The sequence below is a fragment of the Ruminococcus sp. NK3A76 genome, assembly GCF_000686125.1.
Classification (GTDB): Bacteria; Bacillota; Clostridia; order Oscillospirales; family Ruminococcaceae; genus NK3A76.
In genome coordinates, this window is the sequence record NZ_JMMA01000002.1 from 1,208,083 (window position 1) to 1,230,518 (window position 22,436).

The 22,436-nt window shown below is 45.7% G+C and carries 21 protein-coding genes; all 21 read left to right on the forward strand.

Annotated elements, in window-relative coordinates; all coding sequences use genetic code 11:
* Positions 1–57: 57 nt before the first annotated feature.
* The 21 genes from CD05_RS0105705 to hisZ all read left to right on the forward strand — a co-directional run bounded on the left by CD05_RS0105705 (position 58) and on the right by hisZ (position 22,423).
* The gene (locus CD05_RS0105705) at positions 58–1,230 is read left to right on the forward strand and encodes a D-alanyl-D-alanine carboxypeptidase family protein (protein ID WP_028509678.1); all 1,173 of its coding nucleotides are present in this window, start codon (positions 58–60) and stop codon (positions 1,228–1,230) included.
* A gap of 116 nt (positions 1,231–1,346) precedes the next feature.
* Complete coding sequence (locus CD05_RS0105710; protein WP_028509679.1) at positions 1,347–2,681, forward strand: glucose-6-phosphate isomerase; 1,335 nt, start codon at positions 1,347–1,349, stop codon at positions 2,679–2,681.
* A gap of 72 nt (positions 2,682–2,753) precedes the next feature.
* Positions 2,754–3,158, forward strand: coding sequence for a hypothetical protein (locus CD05_RS0105715; protein WP_028509680.1), 405 nt, complete (start codon positions 2,754–2,756; stop codon positions 3,156–3,158).
* A 79-nt stretch (positions 3,159–3,237) separates the two neighbouring features.
* Positions 3,238–3,684, forward strand: a complete 447-nt coding sequence (locus CD05_RS0105720) for a DUF177 domain-containing protein (RefSeq protein ID WP_028509681.1) — start codon at positions 3,238–3,240, stop codon at positions 3,682–3,684.
* A gap of 52 nt (positions 3,685–3,736) precedes the next feature.
* Positions 3,737–3,919, forward strand: a complete 183-nt coding sequence (gene rpmF, locus CD05_RS0105725) for a 50S ribosomal protein L32 (RefSeq protein ID WP_028509682.1) — start codon at positions 3,737–3,739, stop codon at positions 3,917–3,919.
* A 99-nt stretch (positions 3,920–4,018) separates the two neighbouring features.
* Complete coding sequence (locus CD05_RS0105730) at positions 4,019–5,320, forward strand: DUF512 domain-containing protein (RefSeq protein ID WP_028509683.1); 1,302 nt, start codon at positions 4,019–4,021, stop codon at positions 5,318–5,320.
* Positions 5,321–5,339: 19 nt separating this feature from the next.
* A complete protein-coding gene (gene der, locus CD05_RS0105735) occupies positions 5,340–6,671 on the forward strand; it encodes a ribosome biogenesis GTPase Der (protein ID WP_028509684.1) in 1,332 nt (443 codons plus the stop codon).
* Between the two features lie 15 nt (positions 6,672–6,686).
* Complete coding sequence (gene plsY, locus CD05_RS0105740) at positions 6,687–7,364, forward strand: glycerol-3-phosphate 1-O-acyltransferase PlsY (protein ID WP_028509685.1); 678 nt, start codon at positions 6,687–6,689, stop codon at positions 7,362–7,364.
* Between the two features lie 27 nt (positions 7,365–7,391).
* A complete protein-coding gene (locus CD05_RS0105745; RefSeq protein ID WP_028509686.1) occupies positions 7,392–8,402 on the forward strand; it encodes an NAD(P)H-dependent glycerol-3-phosphate dehydrogenase in 1,011 nt (336 codons plus the stop codon).
* Between the two features lies 1 nt (position 8,403).
* Entirely contained in the window at positions 8,404–8,799 is a 396-nt protein-coding gene (locus CD05_RS0105750; RefSeq protein ID WP_028509687.1) for a secondary thiamine-phosphate synthase enzyme YjbQ, read from the forward strand.
* 6 nt (positions 8,800–8,805) lie between these two features.
* A complete protein-coding gene (locus CD05_RS0105755; protein ID WP_028509688.1) occupies positions 8,806–9,759 on the forward strand; it encodes an alpha/beta hydrolase in 954 nt (317 codons plus the stop codon).
* A 150-nt stretch (positions 9,760–9,909) separates the two neighbouring features.
* On the forward strand, positions 9,910–10,617 hold the full coding sequence (gene pyrH / locus CD05_RS0105760) for a UMP kinase (protein WP_028509689.1): 708 nt from the start codon (positions 9,910–9,912) through the stop codon (positions 10,615–10,617).
* 15 nt (positions 10,618–10,632) lie between these two features.
* Positions 10,633–11,190, forward strand: coding sequence for a ribosome recycling factor (gene frr / locus CD05_RS0105765; RefSeq protein ID WP_037322831.1), 558 nt, complete (start codon positions 10,633–10,635; stop codon positions 11,188–11,190).
* 18 nt (positions 11,191–11,208) lie between these two features.
* Complete coding sequence (locus CD05_RS0105770) at positions 11,209–11,940, forward strand: isoprenyl transferase (protein ID WP_028509691.1); 732 nt, start codon at positions 11,209–11,211, stop codon at positions 11,938–11,940.
* 6 nt (positions 11,941–11,946) lie between these two features.
* Positions 11,947–12,768, forward strand: a complete 822-nt coding sequence (locus tag CD05_RS0105775; protein WP_028509692.1) for a phosphatidate cytidylyltransferase — start codon at positions 11,947–11,949, stop codon at positions 12,766–12,768.
* A gap of 58 nt (positions 12,769–12,826) precedes the next feature.
* The gene (locus CD05_RS0105780; RefSeq protein ID WP_028509693.1) at positions 12,827–13,303 is read left to right on the forward strand and encodes a GNAT family N-acetyltransferase; all 477 of its coding nucleotides are present in this window, start codon (positions 12,827–12,829) and stop codon (positions 13,301–13,303) included.
* A gap of 18 nt (positions 13,304–13,321) precedes the next feature.
* Positions 13,322–14,473: a 1-deoxy-D-xylulose-5-phosphate reductoisomerase gene (locus CD05_RS0105785; protein WP_028509694.1), complete on the forward strand. Its 1,152-nt coding sequence runs from the start codon at positions 13,322–13,324 to the stop codon at positions 14,471–14,473.
* Positions 14,474–14,488: 15 nt separating this feature from the next.
* Entirely contained in the window at positions 14,489–15,532 is a 1,044-nt protein-coding gene (locus CD05_RS0105790) for a site-2 protease family protein (RefSeq protein ID WP_028509695.1), read from the forward strand.
* A 14-nt stretch (positions 15,533–15,546) separates the two neighbouring features.
* A complete protein-coding gene (gene ispG, locus CD05_RS0105795) occupies positions 15,547–16,584 on the forward strand; it encodes a flavodoxin-dependent (E)-4-hydroxy-3-methylbut-2-enyl-diphosphate synthase (protein WP_028509696.1) in 1,038 nt (345 codons plus the stop codon).
* A 29-nt stretch (positions 16,585–16,613) separates the two neighbouring features.
* A complete protein-coding gene (locus CD05_RS0105800; RefSeq protein WP_028509697.1) occupies positions 16,614–21,086 on the forward strand; it encodes a PolC-type DNA polymerase III in 4,473 nt (1,490 codons plus the stop codon).
* A 137-nt stretch (positions 21,087–21,223) separates the two neighbouring features.
* Positions 21,224–22,423: an ATP phosphoribosyltransferase regulatory subunit gene (gene hisZ, locus CD05_RS0105805; RefSeq protein ID WP_028509698.1), complete on the forward strand. Its 1,200-nt coding sequence runs from the start codon at positions 21,224–21,226 to the stop codon at positions 22,421–22,423.
* Positions 22,424–22,436 lie beyond the last annotated feature (13 nt).

A 22,436-nucleotide genomic window follows, 5' to 3' on the forward strand; every position in this document is an offset into this window, starting at 1 on the left:
TTTTTGTATATAAGGAGCTCTGACTGAATAAAATGGTCAAAAAGGGGGCTTGCCTTAATGATAAAAAAGATAGTATGTATAATTGTAACGGTGTTAATGATAGTGACAGGGTACGGCGAAGATGATACGGTATCGGCAAAAGACGACGGATATGAAAGCATAAAAGATCTTATGAAAGCCTGTAAATCAGAGAGCATAGCCGTTTATGAAGCAAATACCGGCACTCTGATAGGCGGCAGGAAGGAGAATAAAAAGAGATACATATCTCACCTTACAAAGCTGATGACGGCGCTGATAGTTTATGATACTATTGAAGCGGGGGATATCGAGCTTTCGACTAAGCTGAAAACATCTGAGCACGCAAACTCTATGCAGGGGGTGCAGATATGGCTTGATGTGGGCGAGGAGATAACAGTTGATGAGCTTGTCAAGGCTATCACAATAAGTAATGCCAATGATGCGGCTGTAGTGCTTGCTGAGGGGTGCTGCACAAGTGAGGAGAGCTTTGTAAAAAGAATGAACGACCGGGCAGCCAGGCTTGGCATGAAAGATACTGTGTTTGCAGACTGCACAGGAATAAGTCATGAAAATGTCTCGACCGCAAAAGATATGGCGCTGCTTGCAGGGGAGCTTGCGAGGAACAGTGTATTTGAGGAGTATTATAAGACGAGAATTGCCGAAGTTGGTTGTAAAGGCTCGCAACTTGTCACACAAAATAGGCTTATCGGTAACTATAAAGGCTGTGTGGGATATAAATTCTGCGACGACGGAGAGGGTGAAATGATGCTATGTGCTGCTTCAAAGCAGCGTGATATGGCGGTTTGCGTCGTAGTGCTTGGTGAAGATGATAAAGATGCTATATTCTCAGATGCGAAAGCTGTAATGGATTTTGCCTTTACACATTGCGAGATATATTATCCTGAGATACCAGAGGAAGCTCTTGAAGAAATAGCCGTTGAACATGGCCGTGAAGTTTCCTGCGGTACCGAGATAGCAGACAGCCGGGATATCATCATCGAGCGTGGGACATACAGGCAGATATACACTCGCTTTACCCGTGAGGAAAAGCTCACTGCCCCTGTGCAAAAAGGCGATAAAGTCGGTGAGCTTGTTTTTTATAATGATACCGGTGAGATACTAAGATGCACTATAGCTGCGGCAGAAGATGTCAAAGAAATGGATATGTTTTACGCTTTCAGGTGCTTGTTGTATAATTTGTTTAATATTTAGTTTTGTATTTTGTTTATATTTCCCAAAACTTTTTCCTTAATAAATAACCCCTTGAAATTTTACCGTTTTTAATGTATAATAAATTCATAAAGTTATATTTGAAAGGATTGACAATCTTGGCTATTAAACTTAATACGAAATACCTCGAAGGATTTATCAGACCTGATGAGTACGAGGGTATGGCTCCTATGATCTCGGCTGCTCATAATACACTTGCAGGCGGCAAGGGTCTCGGAAGCGATTTTCTTGGCTGGACAGATCTTCCTGCTAATTATGATAAGGAAGAGTTTGAAAGGATAAAGGCTGCTGCTGCAAGGATAAAGGAGAAGGCTGATGTTCTTATCGTTATCGGTATCGGCGGTTCCTACCTCGGTGCAAGAGCTGCTATCGAGCTTTTAAAGTCTCCATTCTACAATAATCTTAAGAAGGATACACCTGACATCTACTTTGTCGGCAATAATATCAGCCCCACATATCTTAATGAAGTTATTTCTATATGCGAGGGCAGAGATGTATGCGTAAATGTTATCTCCAAGTCCGGTACTACTACCGAGCCTGCACTTGCTTTCAGGATCTTCAAGAAGATGCTCGAAGACAAGTACGGCAAGGACGAGGCTAAGACAAGGATCTTTGCTACAACTGACAAGGCTAAGGGTACTCTTAAGGAGCTTTCTGATACAGAGGGCTATGAGACATTCGTTATCCCGGATAACGTAGGCGGCCGTTTCTCGGTGCTCACAGCTGTAGGTCTTCTTCCGATAGCTGTTGCAGGCGCTGATATCGACAAGCTCATGAAGGGCGCTGCTGATGCAATGGCAAAGTATGCTGATGATAAGGCTGATAATGACTGCTACAAGTATGCACTTATCAGAAATGTTCTTTATAATAAGGGCAAGAGCGTTGAGATGCTCGTTACATATGATCCTTCATTCACAATGATGGCTGAATGGTGGAAGCAGCTCTTCGGCGAAAGCGAGGGCAAGGATCAGAAGGGTATTTTCCCGTCTTCCGCTACTTTCTCTACTGACCTTCATTCTCTTGGCCAGTTCATTCAGGACGGTTCAAGAATAATGTTCGAGACAGTCGTTGACATCAAGAAGCCCAAGCAGGATCTCTTCCTTGAAGACGACAAGGAGAATCTTGACGGTCTTAACTTCCTGACAAATCAGAATATGTCTGTTGTTAACAGAAAGGCATTTGAGGGTACTGTTCTTGCACATACTGAGGGCGGCGTTCCCAATATAATCATCGAGATGGACGAGATAAACGAGGAGAACTTAGGCGAGCTCATCTACTTCTTCGAGAAGGCTTGTGCGATTTCCGGCTATGCACTCGGCGTTAACCCGTTCAATCAGCCCGGTGTTGAGAGCTACAAGAAGAATATGTTCGCTCTCCTTGGCAAACCCGGCTATGAGTCGATGAAGGCAGAGCTTGAAGCTAAGCTCGGTTAAATCAAAGGATTTTTTTGAAAGCCCAGCTTTCATGAAATTAATAATGCCCCCGGGCAGATTGGAGTTTGAATTATGATCAATCTTATAACAGGTAAAAAGGGTACTGGTAAAACAAAGGTGCTTGTAGAGGCTATAAAGGAGTCTGCTGCTAAGGCAACAGGTAACATCGTTTGCATAGAGAGAGGCATGAAGCTCACTTATGATATCCCGCACAGCGTAAGACTTGCTGATGCTGAGGAGTACGGCGTAAACAGCTTTGACGCACTCTACGGCTTTATCGCTGGCCTTCTTGCCGGCAACTACGATATCCAGGAGATATTCGTTGACGGTATCCTCAAGATAGGCGGCAGAGACTATGAGGCTCTCGGCGCTATGCTCGAAAAGGTAGCAATGCTCACAAAGGATGTCAAGATGACATTCACTATCTCTGCTGATGCAGATGAGCTTCCTGCTAAGGTAAGAGCATTTATTAAATAATTTTAATAGTTTCAAAAAAACTATTGACAAAACCGTTTAATTAGTTTATAATGGAATTTGTGATGTTTGAGGTGTTAAAATGATCTTACGGCTCAGAAGTGTTTTTGAATGCCCCGGTAAGAAGCAGGATTTTGATTATGATATCCTGCCGGAGTCGCTTGACTATCTTACCGACAAGACGTTTTGTTCACCGATAAATGTATCCGGCGCTGCCGAGAACCATGCAGGCGTTGTCCTTCTTAAGGTATGCTGCAGGTTTGCCATGCAGCACGAATGTGACAGGTGCCTGAGTAAGTTTGAAAGGGAGTATGTCAAGGATTTTGAGCATACACTTGTGCTTAAGTCCTATACAGATGATGATGAGCTTGTAGTGTGCGAGCATTCAGAGCTTGACCTCGATGAGCTTGTTATCGGTGATATACTGCTTTCGTTGCCCACGAAAATACTTTGCAGGGAGGACTGTAAGGGTCTTTGCCTGACTTGCGGAAAGAATTTGAATGAGGGCGACTGCGGCTGTGATAACTGACAGCCGGGGCTTCAGGGCAGAATAACAATAGCTTTATAGAGGAGGTGCCACGATGGCAGTACCGAAGAGAAAAGTATCAAAGCAGAGAAGAGATAAAAGACGTTCACAGGTATGGAAGCTCGATGCTCCCGCACTTTCAAGATGCTCAAACTGCGGAGAGCTTACAGCACCCCATAAGGTTTGCAAGAACTGCGGCTTTTACAAGGGTGTACAGGTAATCAAGGTTGAAGAGTAATTGATTACCCGTTTTGCGATAACAGCAAATGCAAGTAGGGCAGAGGGGTAAATGATTTTACCTCTCTGTTTTTTATTGTAATTATTAAGGAGCAATCAGATGTCTGTATTGATAAGTTCCGTCATTAAAGGAAGCAAGGCTGACAGAGCCGGCATAAAAAGCGGCGATATGCTTGTATCTATCAACGGCAATAATATAGAAGACGTTCTTGACTATATGTTCTATATAGCTGTTGAGAAGGTCGTTTTGTGTCTTGAAAGAGATAATGAGCCGTATGAGAAGACTGTCAGAAAGAGCGAATATGACGATATTGGCCTTGAATTTGATACATTCCTTATGGATAAAAAGCGTTCCTGCTCGAATAAGTGTATATTCTGCTTTATAGACCAGATGCCCAAGGGCATGAGAGAAACGCTCTATTTCAAGGACGATGATGCAAGGCTTTCCTTTTTGCAGGGTAATTATGTCACGCTTACAAACCTTGATGAGAAGGATATCGAGCGTATCATCAAAATGCGCCTTAATATCAATGTTTCTGTTCATACCACTAACCCTGAGCTCAGATGCAAGATGATGAATAACCGATTTGCCGGTGAAAAGCTGAAGTTTTTGAAAATGCTTACCGACGGCGGGATAGAGCTCAACTGCCAGATAGTCTGCTGCCCGGGGATAAACGACGGCCCTGAGCTTGTTAGGACGCTTACTGACCTTGCAGGAATGATGCCGAATATCCAGTCGGTCGCTGTTGTGCCGGTCGGGATAACGAAATTCCGTCAGGGGCTTTTCCCGATGAAGATATTTGATAAGGATTCAGCAGGTGCGGCGATAGATGTCATAGAATCTGTGCAGAAGGATTGTCTTGAAAAATACGGCACAAGAATGGTATTTGCGTCTGATGAGTTTTATATAACCGCAGGCAGGCCTATACCTGATACCGAATACTATGAAGAATATCCTCAGTACGAGAACGGCGTCGGTCTTCTTCGCTCGCTAAGCGATGAGCTTGACAGCGCTCTCGATATGCAGGATGATTATGATAGAAAAAGAAAAGTTTCTCTTGCTACAGGTACTCTTGCAGGGGACTTTCACAAAGAATTAACTAAGAGAATAAGAAAAAAGTTTCCGACATTTGAATGTAACGTATACCCTATAGTCAACCACTTCTTCGGCGAGACTATCACTGTTGCAGGCCTTGTTACCGGCGGCGACCTGATAGACCAGCTAAAAGGGAAAGACCTGGGCGAGGAGCTTATTATCCCGAAGGTCATGTTAAAGGCCGATGAGGATATATTCCTTGATGATGTTACGCTCGATGAGGTCAGAAAAGCGCTTGATATAAAGATAACACCCATAGCGAACGACGGGTATGACTACCTCGATGCGCTGCTGGGCAACATATGACGAAAGGTAAGGGATATAAATGGCACTACCGATAGTAGCTGTTGTAGGCAGACCTAATGTCGGCAAGAGCACTCTTTTTAATAAGCTGATAGGCCAGCGCCTCTCTATCGTTGAAGATACTCCCGGTGTCACAAGAGACAGGATATATTCAAAGTGTGAATGGCTCGGCCATGAGTTCATGCTCGTGGATACAGGCGGTATCGAGCCTGATTCTGACGATATCATTCTTTCTCAGATGAGAAGACAGGCAGAGCTTGCTATCACAAGAGCCGATGTTACGATACTTGTAACAGACTTAAGAACCGGCGTTACTGCAAATGACTATGAGGTGGCCTCGATGCTACAGAAGTCGGGCAAGCCGATAGTTCTTTGCGTAAATAAGTGTGACAGTGTCGGCGAGCCGCCTATGGAATTCTATGAGTTCTATAATTTAGGACTTGGTGACCCTATAGCTGTATCATCAGTACACGGTCACGGAACAGGTGACCTGCTCGATGAGGTGATAAAGTATCTTCCTGAAAACGATACTGAGGAATATGACGATGATGTTATAAAGGTTGCTGTAATAGGCAAGCCGAATGTCGGTAAATCGTCTATTATCAACAGGATATGCGGCGAGGAGCGTGTTATAGTTTCTGACATTGCAGGCACAACAAGAGATGCTACCGATACTGAGATAGAAAACGAGAACGGAAAGTTCGTGTTTATAGATACTGCCGGCATCAGACGCAAGTCAAAGGTGCTTGACAGTGTCGAGAAATACAGCGTGCTGCGTTCGTATATGGCTGTGGACAGGGCTGATGTTGCCGTTATCGTAATTGACGCTACTGAGGGCTTTACTGAGCAGGATTCCAAGGTGGCAGGCTATGCTCACGAAAAGGGCAAGGCGTGTATAGTTGCTGTAAATAAGTGGGATGCTATTGAAAAAGAGACGAACACTATGGACGAATACCGCAAAAAGCTCCAGGATGATTTTTCGTTTATGAGCTATGTGCCGTTCGTGTTTATCTCTGCAAAGACGGGCCTCAGAGTGGAAAAGCTGTTTGACTTTATCAAATATGTTGCCGAGCAGAATGCTGTCAGGATACCTACAGGCAGGCTCAATGATGTGCTTGCATATGCTACGGCAAGGGTACAGCCGCCCTCTGATAAGGGCAGGAGGCTCAAGATATACTATATGACACAGGCATCTACCAAGCCGCCTACGTTCATAGCTTTTGTCAACAGAGCTGACCTTTTTCATTTCTCCTATCAGCGTTATATAGAGAACCAGATAAGAGAGACATTCTCGCTCGATGCGACACCTATCAGACTCAAAGTCCGTGAGCGTGATACTAAAGATGTTAAGTAAGGAGTATTATAATTAATGGATTATTTAGCTATACTGTTTACTGTTGTGTTTTCATACCTATTTGGCAGCCTTAATTCGGCTATCATAGTTTGCCGGCTGTGGAAGAAGCAGGATATCCGTGACTACGGCAGCAAAAACGCAGGCCTTACCAATGTTCTGCGTGTTTACGGCAAAGGGCCTGCACTCGCAACGCTTATGTGCGACCTTGCAAAGGGCGTTATCGCAGTCGTTGTATGCCGTATCGTAGTTCATCAGGCTATGGGCGTTGAGTTTTTTGACGACCCGAGGTTTATCGGCTATGTTGCCGGACTTACAGTAATGCTCGGACATTGCTTCCCTGTATTCTACGGTTTCCACGGCGGAAAGGGCGTTCTGCTCGCAGCCACAACACTGCTTGCTATCGACCCTCTCACCTGTGTGCTTTCGGTAGGTGTATTTGCAATTCTTGTGGCTCTTACAAAGTATGTGTCTGTCGGTTCAATTTGTGCCGCAGTAGCATATCCTACATTTACCTTTATCTTACAGAACTTTGTTTATGATGACGGCTATGCTGTCATACCGAATACGATTGTGGCTTTTCTTATCTGCGTGCTCATAATCTACCTGCACAAGCCTAATATCCAGAGGCTTATGGCAGGCACAGAGAATAAATTCGGCTCAAAGAAAAAAGAGCAGGGCAGCAGCAAGGAATAACGGCTTGTAATTATTGGAGGTGTTTTTATGGCAAAGATAACTATTCTCGGCTCAGGCGGCTTCGGCCTTTCACTCGCTGTAATGTGTGTCAGCGGAGGACATGATGTTACCGTCTGGAGCAAATTCCGGGACGAGATCGACACGATAAAAAGATCGGGCGAGCTCAGATCAAAGCTCCCCGGTGTCATGATACCCAAAGAGGTAAAGCTGACCACTGATATTTCCGATGTCAAGGGCTCTGATATCGTTATTCTCGGCATACCTACACGCTTCTGCCGTGAAGTCTGCGAGGAGGCAAAGCCTTTTGTGAGCCGTGAATCTATCATTGTAAACACCGCAAAGGGTCTTGAACCTGAGAGCCTTAAGCTCATGAGCGAGGTCACAGATGAGAGCTTCCCGGATAACAGGACGGCTATCCTTTCAGGCCCTTCGCACGCTGAGGAGATAGGCAGGGGCATCCCGACGACTGTTGTCGTGGCATCTGAAGACAGAGAGGTATCCTACTATGTTCAGAATGCGCTTTCAAACCAGACATTCAGAGTGTATGTCAATGATGATGTTGTGGGCTGTGAGATAGGCGGCTCGTTAAAGAATATAATTGCTCTTGCTGCCGGTGTTTGCGACGGTCTCGGCCTTGGCGACAACACAAAGGCTGCTCTTATGACGAGAGGTCTTACCGAGATAGCAAGGATAGGCATAGCTATGGGCGCTGACAGGAACACCTTTGCCGGACTTACAGGCCTTGGCGACCTTATAGTTACCTGTACAAGTATGCACAGCCGCAACAGGCGTGCCGGCATACTTATCGGCCAGGGAGTAGCGCCTGACGAGGCTGTAAGACGCATTGGAACAGTCGAGGGATACGAGTGTACAAAGAATGCCTACGAGCTTTCAAAGCGCCTTGGCATCGAGCTTCCTATAACCGAGCAGCTTTACGGGATCCTGTTTGGAGGTATATCGCCTAAGGATTCTATAAGCACTCTTATGTCAAGACCTAAGAAAAACGAGACAGAAGACGGCTTCCTCGGGAGGAGATAATATGGTTTACAGCTATACTTTAAAGACCGAGAAGGAAAACTTCTACAATATCACAAGCTATGTAAGGCAGGCTGTCAATGAGAGCATGGTCGAGAGCGGCATCGCTGTTGTATACTGCCCTCACACCACAGCCGGCATTACAATAAACGAGAACGCTGACCCTGACGTAGTGACTGACCTTCTGTATGCACTTGATGCGACATTCCCTGACAGGTATCAGTTCAAGCACGCTGAGGGCAACTCGGCAGCACATCTTAAGTCAAGTGTCATCGGCAACAGCACCACCGTTATCATCGAAGACGGCAGGCTGCTGCTCGGCACATGGCAGGGGATATATTTTACAGAATTCGACGGCCCGAGAACAAGGAACTTCTTTGTAAAGATCATCAAGGGGTGACTGTGAATGACAAGGGCATTAAAGGTCACGGGCAAGGTGCTGCTTATTATCCTTGGCATCGTGATAGCTCTGCTGCTTGTGATATTTGTGTATCACAGGATAATGCTTGCAAAAGAGGAGAGCCTGATCGAAGAGCCTATAGGGCAGATGGTCGAGGTAGACGGCAAGAAAATGTGCGTTTACAGCAGCGGATCGGGAGAGCATACACTTTTGTTCCTTTCCGGTTCAGGCACTGCATCGCCGATACTTGATTTCAAGAGCCTTTATTCACAGTTTGAGGATCAGAGGATAGTCGTTATCGAGAAATTCGGCTACGGCTACAGTGATATATCCGGTGATGACAGATCCTTTGACACTATTCTCCGTCAGGACAGAGAGGCACTTTCAAAAGTCGGTATCACGGGGCCGTATGTGCTCTGTCCGCACTCTATGTCAGGCCTTGAAGCTATACTCTGGGCGCAGAATTACCCTGATGAGGTAGAAGCTATAGTCGGGCTCGATATGTGTGTGCCGAGGTCTTATGACAGCTATGATGTCAAAGCTACCGTGAGGTATGAAATGCTCGGCGCTTTTGCTCGGGAGACTGGCATAATCAGGTTTTTCTATACCGACAGTATGCTGCCGGAAGGACTTTCAAAGCAGGAAAAGAAGATATATAAGGCTATAGCTGCCAAGAAGGCGGTCAATGCCGATATCATGAGTGAGAGCAAAGCCATTGAGGACGCTGTCAAAGAGATAGACAGCAAGCCTGTGCCTGATGTGCCTATGCTGATGTTTAGCTCAGACGGTAAGGAAACCGGCCTTGACAACTGGATCGGTTTGCAGAAGGATTACGCCAAAGGCCTTAAGAACGCAGAGCTTATAGAGCTTGACTGCGGGCATTATGTGCATAACCATGAGCCGGAGCGGATAAGCAGGGAGATAGTTGCTTTTTTAGGCGGTCTATCTGACAAAAAATAACATATGAACATCTGACAGCCGTATGCTTATGCGGCTGTTTTGTTTTTAATAAAAACAATTAAAAAACGGTAAAAGCACTTTACATTTGACAGGAAATATTGTATAATTATAATTGGGTATGTAATAATCAAAAATGAAGGAGTGTTGAGTATGGAACCGAAATATAAGAGGATACTTTTAAAGCTCAGCGGCGAGGCTCTCGCAGGCGATAAGAAGACAGGGCTTGATTACGAGGTGATAAACAAGTTCGGTCAGAGCATCAAGAAATGCGCTGATGCAGGAGTTGAGATAGGTATCGTCGTTGGCGGCGGTAATTTCTGGAGAGGCAGATCGAGCGGTGCTATGGACAGGACAAGGGCTGACCATATCGGTATGCTCGCAACTGCTATGAATGCACTTGCTGTTGCAGACGGCCTTGAGCATCTTGGCCTTGAGGTAAGAGTTCAGACTGCTATATCTATGCCGGCTGTTGCAGAGCCTTATATCAGAAACAAGGCAATGCGTCATTTCCAGAAGGGCAGAGTAGTTATTTTCGGCTGCGGTACCGGCAATCCCTTCTTCTCAACAGATACAGCTGCTGCTCTCAGAGCTGCTGAGATAGAGGCCGATATATTCTTCAAGGCTACTATGGTTGACGGTGTTTACGATAAGGATCCGCACAAGTTTAAAGATGCTGTGAAGTATGACAAGCTCACATTCAATGAGATCCTCTCTAAGGGTCTTAAGGTAATGGACGCTACTGCTGCGGCACTTTGTCAGGACAATAAGGTCCCGATACTCGTATTTGATCTTTCAAGACCTGATAATATATACGATGCCTGCATGGGCAAGGATATAGGCACTTTAGTAATGGAATAACAGAAAAGAGGAGATATTATGAATACAGTTATTAATAAAGCACAGGAAAAAATGGAGAAGTCGATAAACGTTCTGGTGTCTGACTACGGCACTATCAGAGCCGGCAGAGCAAATCCCGGCGTTCTTGACAAGGTAACGGTTGATTACTACGGCACACCTACTCCCATAAATCAGCTCGCTACAGTTTCTGTTAGCGAGGCAAGAGTGCTTGTTGTTCAGCCTTGGGACAAGACGCTTCTCGTTCCGATACAGAAAGCTATCCAGGCATCTGATATAGGTATCAACCCTCAGAACGACGGCTCTGTTCTTCGTCTTATGTTCCCTCAGATGACTGAGGAAGACAGAAAGAAGATAGTTAAGGACGTCAAGAAAATGGGCGAGGACACCAAGGTGGCTGTTCGTTCCATAAGACGTGATGCTATGGATAAGATAAAGAACATGAAGAAGAACAACGAGATAACCGAGGACGATGTAAAGACCGCTGAAGAAAAGATCCAGAAGTTAACAGACAAAATGGTCAAGAAAGTTGACGAGACTGTTGCTGCAAAGGAAAAGGAAGTTCTTTCTATCTGATAAAGGGGCGGTGTTTGTATGGCAAAGCCTATTGTTACCTCTCTGCCTGAGGGGATGACTGTTCCTGAGCATATAGGCATTATAATGGACGGCAACGGCAGGTGGGCAAAAAAGCGTGGTATGCCGAGAAAGATAGGCCACCGTGAGGGTGCCAAGAATTTCAGGACTATCACGAGATATGCCAAGGCGCTTGGTGTCAAGTATGTGACCTACTATGCTTTTTCTACCGAAAACTGGAAAAGGCCAAAGGACGAGGTCGATGCCATAATGGATCTCTTTGAAAAGTATCTTGACGAGGTCAGAGACTTTATCGAGGAGAACATAAGAGTGCGCTTTATCGGCGACCGCTCGATGCTTTCTGAGACCTTGCAGAGAAAAATGAAAAGTGTGGAAGAAGATTCGCTGCATTTTGACTCAATGACGCTCGTGCTTGCTATAAACTACGGCGGCAGAAATGATATATGCCATTCGGTCAAGAATATAGTAAGGCTCGCACTTGACGGTAAGATCACCGAGCAGGACGTTACAGAAGCTCTTATCGAGCAGAATCTTTACACAGAGGACATTCCTGCGGCTGACCTCATAATAAGACCAAGCGGTGAGCAGAGGCTTTCCAACTTCCTTATTTGGCAGTCGGCATATGCTGAATTCTATTACACCAATATCCTGTGGCCTGACTTTAAAGGCAAGGATCTTGAAGATGCGATAATAGCGTTCAATGACAGAAACAGAAGATACGGGGGCATTTGATCTTTAATGAAAACAAGAATAATCTCGGCAGCCGTGGCGATAGTCATCGCTGTTATCGTGCTGGCACTCCATAAGACCTTTATTTTCGAGCTTGCGATAGGCTTTCTTGTGGTCGTGGCTCTTTGGGAGCTGTTCAAGGCTACAAAGCTCGACAAGCTGAAAGTCCAGACTTATATATGCTATTGCTATGGTGCTCTTGTGTGCATAGGGCATATATTTGACTCGGCTTATAAGATAGGGTACAGCCGGCTGATATTCATACTGTTCATACTTGCGATGCTCGTCAGCTTTTTCAGAGAGCATGAGAGCATTAAGTACGAGCAGATATTGCAGATGTTTGCATTCGGCTATTTTGTGCCTTTTGCGTTCGAGTCGCTGCTCAATATGAATGCACACGAAGAATGCGGCCTGTTTATGATAGTTATTACCCTCTGTGGTGCATGGCTCGCTGATTCAGGCGCATACTTTGCAGGAACCTTCTTCGGCAAGACAAAGCTCTGCCCGAAGATATCTCCTAAGAAAACAGTCGAAGGGCTTATTGGCGGCGTTCTTACAAACGGCGTGCTTATGATACTGATAGGCCTTGTGTATGATTATGCACTTGACGGTCCAACGCTCAACTATTTCGTGCTGTTTTTATGCGGTATGCTTTGTGCTCTGCTCGGCCTTGTGGGTGATCTTGGTGCATCACTTATCAAAAGGCAGACAGGCATCAAGGATTACGGCAATATAATGCCCGGCCACGGCGGTGTTATGGACAGGTTTGACAGCGTACTTATCGTTGCTCCGTTTATGTATTACATCTTCGCCATGGGCTGGATAATCTAAATAATTCAGGGGGAGTTCGTATTTCGGGCTGCCCCTTTAAGTGTTATAATGAGGTAATATGATTTTTACTGTAAGAGAACTAAAAGAGCAGGAATACCACCTGTTGTCTGATTTTCTGTATGAAGCTATATTCATTCCCGAGGGTGTAGAGCCGCCGCCGAGAGATATGATCATGCAGCCTGAACTGAGGGTATATACAGATGATTTCGGCAGTGTCAGGGGTGATATGGCTCTTGCGGCTGAGGTTGACGGCAGAGTAGTCGGTGCTGTCTGGGTCAGGATAATGAATGACTACGGGCATATTGATGACGAAACGCCTTCATTTGCGATATCGCTTTATAAGGAATACCGTGGAATGGGCATAGGCACCGAGCTTATGAAAAAGATGCTTGAAAAGCTCAGAAATAATGGTTATAAGCGTGCATCGCTTGCCGTGCAGAAAGAAAACTATGCTGTGAAGATGTACAGGAAAGTCGGATTTGAAGAAATTGATGAGAATGAGCAGGAATATATAATGCTCTGCAAATTAGAATAACAGAAGGATATGATGGTAATGAAAACGATGTCTGTTCTCGGCTCGACAGGGTCGATAGGCACACAGTCATTAGAGGTGGCTAAAAAACATAAAATAAGAGTAGCTGCTTTATCTGCGAACAATAATGTCAGACTGCTTGCAAAGCAGGCCAGGGAATTTGATGTGCAGTATGCCTGCATAGCTGATGAGAGCAAGGCCTACGAGCTGACACAGCTGTTAGAGGGCTCTAATACAAGGGTGCTATCGGGGCATGAAGGGCTTATGCAGATAGCAGAGCTTGACGGCGTTGATATAATGCTCAATTCGCTTGTCGGAATGGTAGGTCTGGAACCCACACTCAGAGCGATAGAGCACGGCACTGACATAGCTCTTGCCAACAAGGAAACGCTTGTTGCTGGCGGCAAGCTCGTTATAGACCTTGCAAGAAAGAAGAATGTAAGGATCTACCCGGTAGACAGCGAGCACAGTGCGATATTCCAGTGCTTGCAGGGGAATAATATCAAAGAGCTGAGAAAGATAATCCTCACTGCATCGGGAGGGCCTTTCTTCGGCAAGAAAAAGTCAGAGCTTGAAAATGTGACTGTTGAGCAGGCGCTCAACCACCCGAACTGGTCAATGGGTAATAAAATAACTATCGACTCTGCTACACTTATGAACAAGGGGCTTGAATTCATCGAGGCCATGTGGCTCTTTGACCTGAAACCTGAACAGATAGAGATAGTTGTTCACAGGCAGAGCGTGGTCCATTCGGCTGTTGAATACAATGACCATTCGGTCATCGCACAGCTTGGTGTGCCTGATATGAAAATACCTATTCAGTATGCACTGATATTCCCTCAAAGGGTCGATTGCCCGACAAGGGAGCTTTCGCTTACTGATTACGGCACACTTACCTTTGAAAAGCCGGATTTCGAGACATTTGATTGTCTGACCGCTTGTATAAAGGCTATCACAAAGGGCGGCAACCTGCCTGCATCAGTCAACGGTGCAAACGAGGAGGCTGTAAGGCTGTTTTTAGAGAAAAAGATAGGCTTCCTTGATATAGGCAGGCTCGTGACCAAGTGTCTGGAAACTACAGAATATAAAGAAATAACATCACTTGATGATGTTCTCGCTGCTGACAGGGCGGCAAGAGAATTTGTAATGGAAAACTACAAAAAGATAAACTGAAAAGAGGACAAATGAATGGGAGCAATAAGTATTGTAATAGCCGTACTGATTTTTAGTATGATAATAGCTATTCATGAATTCGGGCACTTTGCTGTTGCAAAGCTCTGCGGCGTCAAGGTGAATGAATTCTCTATCGGCATGGGGCCATGCCTTCTGAAAAAGAAAAAGGGCGAAACACAGTATTCACTCAGAGCGCTGCCAATAGGCGGCTACTGCGCTATGGAGGGCGAGGACAGCAAGAGTGAGGACGGAAGAGCATTCTGCAACAAGTCTGTTCCAAGGCGTGTGGCTATCGTCGTAGCCGGTGCTGTGATGAACCTTATCCTTGGATTTATACTGCTTATCATAAGCACGGTTGTCAATGCACCTATCACTACAACGCAGGTAAGCTGGTTTGAGGAGAACGCATCCTCGCAGTCTACCGGCCTTGAAATTGGCGATAAGATAATAGAATGCAACGGTATGAGGATATTTACTGACATGGATCTTTCATACCAGTTCCAGAGTGATGAGGACGGCAAGTTTGATTTTGTGGTAGAGCGTAACGGTGAGAAGAAAACGCTTGAAGATGTTGCCTTTGCAAAGAATGACGGTGTGCTGCATATTGATTTCAAGGTCGCCCCTCAGAAGGCTAACCCTCTGACTGTTATATCATACGCAGGCCGCTCGACAGTGTCATACGGAAGGCTGATATATATTTCTCTCGGTGACCTTATAAGCGGCACATATCACCTAAATGATCTTTCAGGCCCTGTTGGTATCGTTAATGCTATCGGCGATGTAATAGAGGACGAGGCAAAAGAGGAGACTATCGACTGGAAGGCACTCTGGAACAAGATGCTTTCTATGGCGGCGTTTATCACTATAAACGTAGGTCTTTTCAACCTTCTTCCGCTTCCGGCGCTTGACGGCGGCAGGCTTATGTTCCTCATCTGCGAGGCTATAACAAAACACCCGGTCAAGCCGGAGCACGAGGGCATGGTGCATTTTGTGGGCATTGTTCTGCTGATGCTGCTTATGCTGGTAGTAACATTCAATGATATCAGAAAACTGTTTTAGAGGGGGAAGCTGTTATGCGTAAATGCAAGCCCGTAAAGGTCGGCGGCCTTGTGCTCGACGGCAAGAGGATTTATATCCAGTCGATGCTGAATGTGCCTTCCACAGATATTGAAGGCTCTGTAAGACAGGCCGAGGCTCTTGAAAAGGCAGGCTGTGAGATAGTAAGGGCAGCTATACCCGATATGGACGCTGTGGCTCTTATCCCTGCGATAAAAGAGAAGATAAATATACCGCTCGTTGCGGATATACATTTTGACTACAGGCTTGCCATTGCTGCTGCACAGGCCGGAATCGACAAGATAAGGATAAATCCAGGAAACATCGGCAGCAGAGACAGAGTACATGCTGTCGTTGACGAATGCAAAAAGCGCAGTATCCCGATACGAATCGGCGTAAACGGCGGCTCGCTCGAAAAGCCATTGCTCGAAAAATACGGCCGCCCCTGTGCCGAGGCGCTGGTCGAGAGCGCTATGGGGCATATAAAGATACTTGAAGAATGTGACTTTGAGGATATAGTTATCTCGATAAAATCATCTGATGTACCTACTATGATATCAGCATACAGGCTGCTTAGTCAGCAGTGTGATTATCCGCTGCATCTTGGCGTTACAGAGGCGGGGACTGAGAGAATGGGGCTTATAAAGTCATCTGTCGGTATCGGTTCGCTGCTCTGCGACGGCATAGGCGAGACGATAAGAGTATCGCTTACTGATGACCCGGTAAAGGAGATATATGCCGCAAAGGATATACTCAAAGCTATCGGCAGGGGCGAGGGGATAAAGATAGTTTCCTGCCCGACCTGCGGCAGAACGAGGATAGACCTTGTGTCTCTTGCAAAAAAGGTCGAGCAAGCGACAAAGGACATAAACAAAGACCTGACAGTAGCTGTTATGGGCTGCGTTGTAAACGGCATAGGCGAGGCCGGCGAAGCTGATATAGGCATTGCAGGCGGAGACGGCTGTGCTGTATTATTCAAAAACGGAAAGAAACTTGCAAAGGTTGATGAGAGCGAGGCTCTGTCAGCTTTGCTCAGTGAGATAGAGAAAATGTAAGTAAGGAGGGCTTCCGCAAGGAAACTGCTATGCCTGATAAAAGACTTATTGACCTCTTTGGCAGATTTGATGATATGATCCCCAAGGAGATCGAGGACGGAAGGATATTAAGGCTCGTATATCACGAGCATGACAACAGGCTTGAGGTGACGGCTGCTTTTGGCAGCGTTATCAGTGCCGATAATAAGGATATGTTTGAATACAGGCTGGCAGATGCTCTGCGTCTTAAAAGCCTGACTCTGCACCCACGCTTTACACCGGATATGCTTACAGCTGAGGTAATGCCGCTCGTTTTCGGGCATCTCAGGTCAAAGTTCCCGTTTGTCAACGGCTTTTTTGATGGCTGCGAGTGTGAGCTTGAAGGGGATAAACTAAAGGTGTCGCTCAGGATAGGCGGCCTCAGGATATTAAAGGAGCACGGAATAGAAAAAGTGCTCCCTGAACTTATCTATGAGCTTTTCGGCAGAAAGATAGAGGTAGGATTTGACGGAGTTCTCGAGCTTGATGATGATGAGCATGATTCACGCCATATCCAGATGGTAAGCGATGCTTCTTCTTCAAATGCGCCGCTTTATACCAATGATGCTGAGAAAAAGCCCAAGGAAAACAAGCAGACCTCCGCACCGGCAGCAAACGGCGCTGAGATAACATACAGAACATATAATGCTGATTTTACAAGGCTCTCGCTGCTTGCTGAGAATGCACTTGTTGTAAAGGGTGCGCCTGTTTCTTCTGATTCAGTAGTTACTCCAATGAAGGAGCTACCTCTTGAACCGGCTCAGAACATAACCGTATGGGGCGATATATTCAGCGTTGAGACTAAGGATACCAAAACAGGTATGCTTATAGCTACTATTATGTTTACTGACTATACAGGTTCTTTTTCGATAAAGCTCATAGGCTCTGTGAAAAAGGGCAAGTATGTCAGATACACAAGAGCTCAGCTTGAAGCAGCTCTTGAAGAACTCAAAAAGGGCAAGACGATAATCGCTAACGGCAATATCGAGCAGGATGATTTCGACCATTCGTTAAATCTTATGGCTGAGAACATTATGGTCGTTAAAAGGATAAAGAAAAAGGACAATGCCGAACATAAGCGTGTTGAGCTTCACTGCCACACCAATATGTCCAGCATGGACGCACTTACCCCTGCGGACAAGCTCGTTAACCGTGCTTTTGAATGGGGTCACAAGGCGATAGCTATAACCGACCACGGTGTCGTTCAGGGTTATCCTGATGCTATGAATGCAACTGCCGATATAAGAAAGAACGACGGCAACTTCAAGACTATCTACGGCATCGAAGCCTATCAGATAAATGATGAGATAGAGATAATGAAAGGCAGCGACAGCAGGAAGCTGACTGACGAGATAATAGTCTTTGACCTTGAAACGACAGGTACTTCTGCGACAACTGAAAGGATAATCGAGATAGGTGCAGTAAAGCTCAATAACCTTGAAGTAGTCGATACATTTAACATTTTTGTAGACCCTGAGCGTGAGATAACACCGTTTATCACAAAGCTGACAGGTATATCAAATGAAATGGTGCAGGGCGCTGACAAGGAAAAGGAAGCACTTGAAAGATTTATGGCATTCTGCGGTGAAAAGCCTGTGCTCGTAGCACACAATGCCGACTTTGATACCGGCTTTATAAGCACCTGTGCTGATAGAAACAATGTGGATTTTGAGTTCTCGGCTATAGATACACTCCCTATGTCAAGATGTATGCTGCCTGAGCTTTCAAGACATAAGCTCGATACAGTTGCAAAGCATCTTCAGGTAGGTGATTTCAACCACCACAGAGCCTGCGACGATGCAGATGTTCTCGGCAGGATATTCAGAAAGCTCTGCGAGCGTCTTATTGCAGAGAACCCTGATGAAACTCTCACCTGCGACAGACTGAACACACTGCTTAAGATAGAAGACCCGAACTCTATCAAAAACAGCTTCCACCAGATAATTCTTGTAAAGAACAATACAGGCCTTAAAAATCTGTACAAGCTCATTTCGATGTCTAACCTTAAGTATTTCAAGGGCAACCCGAGGATTCCCAAGTCTGAGCTTTCAAAGCACAGAGAAGGCCTTATCGTCGGAAGCGCCTGCGAGGCCGGCGAGCTTTTCAGAGCTGTATATGCAGGAAGACCATGGGCAGAGCTCTGCAAGATAGCAAGCTATTACGATTACCTTGAAATACAGCCTGACGGGAACAATATGTTCATGCTCAGAAAGGGAGACGTTTCCAATGTTGAGCAGCTGCATGATTTCAACAGAACGATAATCAGGCTCGGCGAGGAGCTTGGCATACCTGTCTGTGCAACAGGCGATGTGCATTTCATGGACAAGGGCGATGCGATATTCAGAGCGATATTGCAGTCTGCAAAGTATTCTGACTGCGACAATCAGCCGCCGCTTTATCTTAAAACAACTGATGAGATGCTCTCTGACTTTGAGTATCTCGGTAAGGAAAAGGCATTTGAGGTCGTTGTAACTAATACAAACCTCATCGCTGATATGATAGACCCTGATGTAAAGGCATTCCCGAACGGTACATACACCCCGTTTATCGAGGGTGCGGTAAGAGAGCTCCAGGTCATCTGCTGGAGAAGATGCTGCTCGATATACGGTGACTGCGAGCCTGAGAGTATTGAGATACCCGAGGGCGAGGACGTTGATGTATCAAAGTATTTTGAGGGGCATATCCCCGAAATAGTATTCAAAAGGCTCAAACGTGAGCTTGATTCTATTATCAAGCACGGTTTCGCTGTGCTCTATATGATATCCCAGAAGCTCGTTAAAAACTCTAATGACAACGGCTATCAGGTGGGCTCCCGTGGCTCGGTCGGGTCTTCCTTCGTTGCGTCTATGTCGGGTATCTCGGAGGTAAACCCCCTCCAGCCGCATTATGTCTGCCCTAAGTGCAGATACAGCGAGTTTATAGACGACGGTTCGGTAGGATCGGGCTTTGACCTTCCGCCTAAAGCCTGCCCTAAGTGCGGCGAGGATATGCAGCGTGACGGCCATGATATCCCATTCGAGACATTCCTTGGCTTTGACGGTGATAAAGCGCCGGATATCGACCTTAATTTCTCGGGTGATTATCAGTCAAAAGCTCATAAATACACCGAGGAGCTTTTCGGTCAGGATCACGTTTTCAAGGCAGGAACTATCGCAGGTGTTGCTGATAAGACTGCGTTCGGCTATGTAAAGAACTACCTTGAAGAAAGGCACATTTCAGTTCACAAGGCCGAGGTTCAGAGAATGATAAACGGCTGCCTGAACGTCAAGCGTACAACAGGCCAGCACCCGGGCGGCATGGTTGTTATACCGAGCGATTATGAGGTTTATGACTTTACCCCTGTACAGCACCCGGCAGAAAAAGCTGATTCAGATATAGTTACAACACACTTTGACTTCCATTCGCTGCATGATACTATCCTTAAGCTCGATGAGCTGGGGCATGATGTTCCTACAATATATAAGTATCTTGAAAAATTTTCCGATATGGATATAACCAAGGTGCCTATGTCTGACCCGAAGGTGTATTCGCTCTTTACTTCTCCTGAGTCTCTCGGCGTTACACAGGAGGACATCTTCTGCCAGACAGGAACGCTTGGTATCCCGGAAATGGGCACGCCTTTCGTAAGAGGAATGCTTCTTGAATCACGCCCGAAGAATTTCTCAGATCTGCTGCAGATATCCGGCCTTTCGCACGGAACTGATGTATGGCTCGGCAATGCGCAGGAGCTTATAGCAAACGGCATCTGTGACATTTCAAATGTTATCGGTACCCGTGACAGCATCATGACATACCTTATATATCATGGTGTTGAGCCCAAGCTGTCATTCAAGATAATGGAGATAACCCGTAAGGGCAAGGCGCCAAAGCTGCTGACCGAGGAAATGAAGCAGAATATGAGAGACCACAATGTACCCGAGTGGTATATCGAGAGCTGCCTTAAGATCAAGTATATGTTCCCGAAGGCACACGCTGCTGCTTATGTTACGGCAGCTATCAGGCTTTGCTGGTTCAAGGTGCATAAACCGCTGGTATTCTACGCATCTGTGTTTACTGTAAGAGGTGAGGACTTTGATGCCGAGACAGCCGTTAAGGGCGTATACCAGGTAAGAAACAAAATGGAAGAGATAAGAAACAAGCCCAAGGAGGAAAAGACAGCCAAGGACGACGGCGTTCTTGAAACGCTGATGCTTATCAACGAGATGCTTTCCCGTGGGTATGAGTTCCTACCTGTAAATATACATAAGTCGCATTCTAAGATATACCAGATAGAGGACGGAAAGATAAGACTGCCTTTCTGCTCGATAAAGGGAGTGGGCGGTGCCGCTGCCGAGAGCCTTTATGAAAAGGCACAGGGCGGAGACTTTATCTCTGTCGAGGAATTCAGACTGCAAAGCGGTGTTTCGAGTGCAGTTATAGATACACTCGTAGAGAACGGCGCTTTTGGTGATATGCCGCTTGAAAACCAGATGACCCTGTTCTGATAAGGGCATATATAACAAAATATCGGTGGGGTATTAGTATAGTTTGTCTAAAATTGCGTCTTGACAAATGTGTTGTCTTGTGATAATATATTACTATGCTAATACTTTACTACAATAAAGCGAAATGGAGATAAATGATGAAAAGATATGACCTTATAACCCCAGAGGGGACAAGAGATCTTTTGTTTGAAGAATGCCTTGCAAGAAGAAGCGTTGAGAAGAATCTGAAATGTCTTTTCTCGCATTTTGGCTACAGCGAGGTCGTAACTCCGGGACTTGAATTCTATGATGTTTTTTCCGGAAGTACAAGAAATTTCAGAACAGAGAATCTTTATAAAACTTTCGACTCAAAGGGCAGGATAATCGTTATGCGTCCTGACTCGACGATACCGATAGCAAGGCTCGTTGCAACAAGGCTCAAAGATGCAAAGCTGCCGCTTCGCCTTTACTATAATCAGAGGATATATGAAAACAGCGCTCTGCTTAAGGGGCGTTCTGATGAGACGGTTCAGGCTGGCATCGAGCTTATAGGCGGCAAAAACAGCAAGCGTGCTGATTATGAGGTGCTTTGTACAGCAGTTGAAGCACTTGCTATGTTCGATAAGGATAATTTCAGGCTTGAGCTTGGTCATATAGGCTATTTCAAAGAGCTCGTAGCAAAGCTCGGCGCTGATGATGATGTCAGGGAAGAGATAAGAATGCTCATCTCAACAAAGAACTACCCAGCCCTTAATGACCTGCTGATGACCTTCGGCGATAATGACGTTACAAGAGCGCTCAAACAGCTGCCGAGACTCTTCGGCGGTGCTGAGGTGTTTGAAAAGGCTGCAAGCATTTATACAGATGATAAGATAACTGCTATCCTTGATGAGACTAAGGAGGAGTATGAGCGTCTTTCAAGCCTTGGCTATGAGGGCAAGATATCCGTTGACCTTGGTATCGTAAGCCATACTGATTATTATACCGGTATCGTGTTCAAGGGCTATCTGTCCGAGGTTGGCAAATATGTGCTCAACGGCGGCAGATATGATAAGCTGATGAGCGAGTTCGGTTTCGACTGCCCGGCTGTTGGCTTTGGCGTTAATGTTGATGCTGTTGCACGACATCTTACCAAGATAGGAGAAGAATTTGAGCTTAAGACAGCTGATGCAGTTGTTTACGGTGAGAAGGGCTATGTCGTTGAAGCTATAGCTTATGCCAAAAAGCTCACAGAGCAGGGCATGACTGTTGAAAATTCTCTTTTCGACACAGTTGAGGAATCGGCTGAATATGCCAGGAGCAAGGGCATTGCCAAGCTCATAACTGTAGGCAAGGAAATCAAAGAAATAAACGTATAAGGCAGGAATCATG